Below are 6,425 nucleotides of genomic sequence, written 5' to 3'. Positions count from 1 at the left end.
TTTTTTAGACTCATATACTAGGTCCCTGGAATTAGTACACGCCTGTTCTATTTTTAATAAGACATATATACAACGTCTGGCTCCGCGTAGCGCAGTAGCCTCCCCTATCCCGCCATTTTAGTAATTAATAATACGCAAAAAGGGATGCCCCCTGTTCGAAAACGACTTCGGGCTCCGCGTAAGCGCAGTAGCGTGTCGGCTTTCGAACAGGGGGTATCCCGTCTTATAGCGTATTTAATTACTAATTGGCAAAAATACCATTGGATCAACCGCGGACCCATTAATTCGCACTTCGTAGTGTACGTGTGCGCCAGTACTTTTACCAGTACTGCCCATAACGGCAATAACTTGGCCTTGTTTAACGGTCATGCCCGGTGTAACGAGAACGGCGCTATTATGGCCATAGCGGGTCACAAATCCGTTGCCATGGTCAATTTCTACGAGGTTGCCATAACCGCCTTCGGTGTAGCCCGCAAATGTTACGGTACCCGCTGCGGTAGCAACAATAGGTGTGCCGTAATCATCGGCGATATCGACACCTTCGTGGAATGCGCTAGCAGCGCCAGTCACAGGATCGACACGGCTACCATAAGGTGATGTAATAACGCCCTTGCTTGGCCAGATGCTTGGTGTTGTACTATTCGTATAGCCACCAGAACCTGTGGTGTAGTTCAATTGTTGCAATGCAGCAATGTCTTGAGCCCCACCGTCACGCAAGATGTTGCGCATCGTGTAGAAGCTAACTAATAATTTTTGTGCATCCTTATCTAATTTAGATAGTCTTGCTGAAAGTTGCGCCGCACTTAGCGTGGGACTAGTCTCATCGCTAGCGGCTTCCTGCTTTGGGTCAGAACCATCGCTACCACCTTGAGATGGCGTGCCAGACTCAGCACCCTTCAACATTTGTTTGTTTTCTTCACTAATTTGATTCAAGTTTTGGATTTTCTTATCCAACACTTCTGTTTTTTGTTGTAACAGTTTTAATTGTTCTGTTTGCAATTGTGTTTGTTGACGCAATTGAACGATTTCTGCTTGTCGTGCAATGCCCCAAATGGATAAAACAAGTGCTGCTACAAATAAGACAATAGCTACTACGGCTACGATCTTCGCTTGTTTATGACTCAATGTAATGGTGCAATTTTCACCATTCTGAGACACTACAGAACTCAAAATACTTGGTACTTTCAAAATGCCTTCCTTACTTTTAATCATTCCTCAATTCATCATGCATGTGCATTCTATGCGAACACGGCATAGAGATTTGCCTATTGAGAATGGATAACGCTCGCTAACGCTTCCTCATTCGTACGTTCCCCAAGCGCTTCGTTTAAACTTTCCAATTCCTCTTGTGAAAGATTAACGAGACTTTTACCTTTCACAATCGGTTTGCTGAAAATACGAGAGTCATTTCGGCCATAGATACTGGAAATGCAAACCCCATTATTATTGCCGTCAAGCAATGTAAGGGCAAAGGACAAATCGTTGCCGATGTTATCAAATGCATTATACTTCTTAAAGCCGATTTTTTGCAATGTATTGCCTTGGATATTGCGAATTTGAGTTTGTTCCTCAATCATATCCTGCAATCCCTTTGCGGCCTCGCGAATTTCAGTGATTTCTACTGAAAGTTTACGTTCTAGGCTAGCCCCATTTTCACCTTGCATGAAGAAATTGAACTTCTTCGTTAAGCTCCCCAATCTAATGTGAAGGATGATGCAATATACCAATAAAATAACGGCTAATGCGCATCCTAATACACCGATATAGGGTTGTATAGATTCTAACATTCAAAACCCTTTCTATCTAATTCGTCCATAAACGGACTAATAGCACGTTCTAGTATACCATGTAATGACGCAATAAGTACACCATAATTCACAATAGGCGTACCTTGCACAACGGCACAATCGATGCGACGTAACACCTCGCGCCGCGTCAACATACACGCTCCACAATGGATGATGAGATCATAACCGCTTACATCCTTAGGAAATGCGCCACCACTAGTAAATTCAAGCTGTAAACCAGTATGTCCCTTCTTTTTAAGCCACATCGGAATTTTAACAGTTCCAATATCATCGCATTGGCGACGATGTGTGCACCCTTCACTGATGAGCACGCGAGCACCTGGTTTTAAGTTGTTAAGGGCTTTCACCCCCGTCACCAAATCCTGTAACTTACCCTTGAACCGCGCCATCAATATAGAGAATGATGTTAAAGGAATGTCAGCAGGCGTCAACGCATTCACCGCCTCAAAGGCTTGCGAGTCGGTGATGACGAGTTTTGGTTTTTGTGAAAGCTTACTGAGCATGGTCGGTAGTTCTTCTGTTTGGCACACCAAGGCAAGGCCTTTATGGTCCAAAATTTCGCGAATTGTCTGTACTTGAGGCAAAATCAACCTACCCTTTGGCGCCGCTGAGTCAATAGGACATACCAAAATGATAGTATCCCCAGGATCAACTAACCCCTGCAACAATGATTGCTCACCTTCTACATCGAGCGGGGTTAAACCGCCTAGCAAATCAAGCAATGTAAGGCGGTCACGATTCGATGTAAAGTCTGTAGAGCCTACGACAGTAGCAATAGCCGCCAATTCAGGGTATGTATCTACATAATCTTGATGTGCACCATCACTTTTATCGGAAATACTTTCATTAGAAGTACTTTCATTAGCGCAATTTTGATTGGCACTAGTACTTTCACCATGAGAGCCATTAATTTCATTGATAAATAATGCAATAGGCACATTATTTTGTTTCAATTTATTAAGCCACATCATATCATCAGCCGTTGTCACTTCGTCATCGCGCAATACATAGACAGCGAGATTGATTTTTTTAATAACCTCTTCGGATTTTTCAATGCGAAGAGCGCCCAATTCGGATGTATCGTCAATACCCGCCGTATCGGTAATAACCACGGGACCTAAGGGCAATATTTCCATAGATTTGCTAACAGGATCGGTCGTAGTACCTGCCACCTCAGACACGAGGGATACAGGTTGATCCGTTAGCATATTAATTAAGGTCGACTTACCAGCATTACAACGGCCAAAAAAACCGATGTGAACGCGGTTAGCCTTTGGTGTTTGTTCCATTATACGCGAAACTCCATTGTTTCTTCATCATCTGTGCTCTCTTGAGCATCCATATACGCAATAAGGCGTTCTAATTCAGTTTCAGAGCTAAAGGCAATCTCAATCTTACCTTGTACCTTTTTACCAGCTCGGAATTTGATAGATACTGGAGACCCTAAGCTCAATTTTAAACGGTCAACTAATGCACGAACCTCAGCTGTATTATGAGGTTCCGCAGCTTCTTTGGACTTTGTCTTTTTAGACATCATCGCTTTTACGAGCTGCTCTGCTTGACGGGCACTTAATTCGCCCTCTTTAATGCGCTCTGCAGCCTCAACTTGTTGCGCCGCACTACGTAAAGCCAACAAAGGGCGTGCTTGACCAACGGTCAAATCACCTTCAATTAAGTCCTTTTGTACAGATGCTGCTAGTTTTAAAAGGCGCATCATATTGGCAATATAAGAACGGCTGCGGCCAAGGCGTGCGGAAATCATTTCTTGTGTTTGTTTATATGTATTCATCAACCCTTGATAGGCCAAAGCTTCTTCGATTGGGTCTAAACCTTCACGTTGTAAATTTTCTACCAAAGCGACTTCTGTCATTTCCTCTGTATTATAGTTTTTTACAACTACAGGAACTGTTTCTAAGCCTACCATTAAAGCAGCGCGATAACGACGCTCACCGGCTACGATTTGGTATTTATCCTTTTGTTTGCGCACAACGATTGGTTGGAAAATACCTAAATTTTTAATAGATTCAGCCAAAGTAGCTAAACTTTGTTCATCAAAATTCTTACGTGGTTGATCCTCATTAGGAATTACATCCCCTATAGGCAATTCGTGAATTTCACGTTCAGGCAAAGCCGTTTCTATGGACTGTTCGCCCATCATTGCTGCTAATGTTTTTCGTTCCTTTTTCTGTTTCATCGCCATAATAATTCCCCAATCTATTAGTACTTTCACACCGCATATATAAAATGCAGCACAAACCAATATACAGTTTGTGCTTACATTACATAATTATAATATTGTTATAGGTAATACCATTATATTTAGTATGTATACTACCTTATTTTGCCTTCTTTGAATCTCGAATAACCTCTTTAGCTAATTTAGTGTAAACAGCCGCACCCTTTGATTTCGGATCATACACAATAATCGGTTCCCCATAACTTGGTGCTTCACTGAGGCGAACATTTCGAGGAATAATTGTTTTATACACCTTAGTACCAAAGAACGATTTCACCTCATCTGCCACTTGGACAGACAAATTAGTACGTCCATCAAACATGGTGAGTAACACACCTTCAATTACGAGGTCTTTATTAGAAGTTTGTTGCACGATAGTAATCGTCTTAACGAGTTGGCTAACACCTTCCAATGCGTAAAACTCAGTTTGAATAGGAATTAGTACGCTATCTGCCGCTGTGAAAGCATTCAATGTTAGCAAACCAAGTGATGGCGGACAATCAATGATGATAAAATCATACTCATCGCGTACAGAAGCAATGGATTTTTTTAAAATTGTTTCACGTGAAACAATCCCTACTAATTCTACCTCAGCACCAGCCAATTGAATCGTTGCAGGCGCTACAAAAAGCTTTTTAAGCATTGTAGGTTGAATCACATTAGCGATGTCTTCACCATCTATCAATACATCGTGAATACATAATTCTAAATCATCTTTTTCAATGCCTAATCCAGAACTAGCATTACCCTGCGGATCCAAATCTATTAACAACACCTTTTTGCCTGCATCAGCTAAACAAGCACTGAGATTAACAGATGTTGTAGTCTTGCCTACACCGCCTTTTTGATTAGTAATAGCTATTACTTTGCCCACAAAATTCACCTCGACTTTACGTTCAAAAATATTTCATTTCATTATAACATAGGGCACGCAAAAGAAATAGAACTTTATAGGTGTTAACATCGTTTTTCAAACAAAATCTAAAAACATATTAGAATGTTTCACGTGAAACAATCACAAAAAAATACGTTCTTATTAACAGATAATATTTCATAATTTTATTTACTATAGATTTATTTACTATAGTTTTATTTACTATAGTTTTAGTTACTATAATTTAATTTGACTACGTATTATGTCTGTGCTAACTTACGCCACCGGACATAAATAATCACATATAACTTTTTTCTATGGACGCACCTTAATAAATTATATGAAGCTATAGCCTTTACAGTATATATAGATATATTTATACTTATAAAAGACAGTATTTTAATAGGTTTAACATTTTAACCAGAAAATCTATTTTATTAAAGGAGGCGTTTCTCATGCCCATTTATAACGGAATGCTTCCCGTCATCAACAAAGATGAAGTAAAGCGATATGCAGGACTCCGTCATGCCGAAGATTTTCCAGAAAAATTCGTCGACGAAGCTTGTAAAGAAATTCAATTATTAGCGACACCAAAGGGTGTCTACCAAGAATATGATTACGATGCGGAAAACAAAGTTATCCTAAGTAATCCGCCACTCAAAATTGAAGGCTCTATCATTGAAAAGCACCTTGAAAAATCTACAAAGGTGTATGTGCTAGGTGTAACGGTCGGCGAAGACGTTGAAAGACGTAGTGAACAATTATTCAAACAAGGCAACTACACCGTAGGCCTATTGCTAGATGCGGCAGCAACAACTGCAGTTGAACAAGTGGCTGACCAAGTTAACGAGGTTATTAATAACATTGCTAAAAAACAAGGCTATGCACCTACATGGCGTTTTAGCCCTGGCTATGGCAACTGGCCTTTAGAAATTCAACCACAACTTGGTAAAATCATCAAAACTGAACAAATCGGTCTACAAGTTACTGAAAATTACTTGTTATTCCCAAGAAAATCTGTAACAGCTATTATTGGTTTAATGCCAGGCGATCAATGCTTAACAACAAAACGCGGTTGCAGCTCTTGCTCACAAAAAGATTGCCAATCAAGAAAACTTCCAGAAAAAGCGGTAACTCCAAAGCCAGAAACAAGCAAAACAACAGCTGAAACATCTGGTATATCTATGAAAGCACAACCAACAGAATAATATTTAACACACAATGTTTCACGTGAAACATCACCTTGTACATCCGTACAATTGTACCCATTCTGTACAATTGTACCCATGTGCAAGCAAAAAATGTTTCACGTGAAACAATCTATTTATAGTATTAATAATTGGAATGTAGGTCACCAAGGTTCTGAGACAGACTTTGCCAGGTCTAGGCCCTCGGTCGACGACCGTTAAGGCGGTGGAGGGCGAATGTCCTTGGCGACCTACATTCCAATACATAAAGGATGATTCACATGTACATTTTTGACGGCGCTATGGGTACAATGCTCCAA

6 protein-coding genes are annotated in these 6,425 nt (G+C 40.5%); 1 reads left to right on the top strand and 5 read right to left on the bottom strand.

Translation table 11 applies throughout. The annotated features are described in order from the left end of the window. Window positions 1-234: 234 nt before the first annotated feature. From RYP29_RS07745 to RYP29_RS07725, 5 genes are all read right to left on the bottom strand, one after another. On the bottom strand, window positions 235-1,212 hold the full coding sequence (locus tag RYP29_RS07745; protein WP_311532940.1) for a M23 family metallopeptidase: 978 nt from the start codon (window positions 1,210-1,212) through the stop codon (window positions 235-237). Between the two features lie 53 nt (window positions 1,213-1,265). Next, on the bottom strand, window positions 1,266-1,787 hold the full coding sequence (locus RYP29_RS07740) for a DUF4446 family protein (RefSeq protein ID WP_016476263.1): 522 nt from the start codon (window positions 1,785-1,787) through the stop codon (window positions 1,266-1,268). Further along, complete coding sequence (hydF, locus tag RYP29_RS07735; RefSeq protein WP_311532937.1) at window positions 1,781-3,097, bottom strand: [FeFe] hydrogenase H-cluster maturation GTPase HydF; 1,317 nt, start codon at window positions 3,095-3,097, stop codon at window positions 1,781-1,783. The genes RYP29_RS07740 and hydF overlap by 7 nt, the downstream gene beginning before the upstream one ends. Continuing rightward, on the bottom strand, window positions 3,097-4,008 hold the full coding sequence (locus RYP29_RS07730) for a ParB/RepB/Spo0J family partition protein (RefSeq protein WP_311532935.1): 912 nt from the start codon (window positions 4,006-4,008) through the stop codon (window positions 3,097-3,099). The genes hydF and RYP29_RS07730 overlap by 1 nt, the downstream gene beginning before the upstream one ends. Window positions 4,009-4,144: 136 nt before the next feature. Next, on the bottom strand, window positions 4,145-4,918 hold the full coding sequence (locus RYP29_RS07725; RefSeq protein WP_302411762.1) for a ParA family protein: 774 nt from the start codon (window positions 4,916-4,918) through the stop codon (window positions 4,145-4,147). Window positions 4,919-5,373: 455 nt separating this feature from the next. On the opposite strand from RYP29_RS07725, the gene RYP29_RS07720 reads away from it, so the two are divergent. Further along, complete coding sequence (locus RYP29_RS07720) at window positions 5,374-6,126, top strand: methionine synthase (RefSeq protein WP_311532932.1); 753 nt, start codon at window positions 5,374-5,376, stop codon at window positions 6,124-6,126. Window positions 6,127-6,425: the final 299 nt, after the last annotated feature.

It is taken from the genome of uncultured Veillonella sp. (genome assembly GCF_963534045.1).
Classification (GTDB): domain Bacteria; phylum Bacillota; class Negativicutes; order Veillonellales; family Veillonellaceae; genus Veillonella.
The sequence above is the reverse complement of the archived record's forward strand: the minus strand, read 5'-3'. Positions and strand labels throughout refer to the sequence as shown.

Bases quoted from the DNA above. Each gene is read 5' to 3' on its own strand.
- RYP29_RS07730 (WP_311532935.1), bottom strand. From the start codon at position 4,008: ATGGCGATGAAACAGAAAAAGGAACGAAAAACATTAGCAGCAATGATG.
- RYP29_RS07745 (WP_311532940.1), bottom strand. From the start codon at position 1,212: ATGATTAAAAGTAAGGAAGGCATTTTGAAAGTACCAAGTATTTTGAGT.
- hydF (WP_311532937.1), bottom strand. From the start codon at position 3,097: ATGGAACAAACACCAAAGGCTAACCGCGTTCACATCGGTTTTTTTGGC.
- RYP29_RS07720 (WP_311532932.1), top strand. From the start codon at position 5,374: ATGCCCATTTATAACGGAATGCTTCCCGTCATCAACAAAGATGAAGTA.
- RYP29_RS07740 (WP_016476263.1), bottom strand. From the start codon at position 1,787: ATGTTAGAATCTATACAACCCTATATCGGTGTATTAGGATGCGCATTA.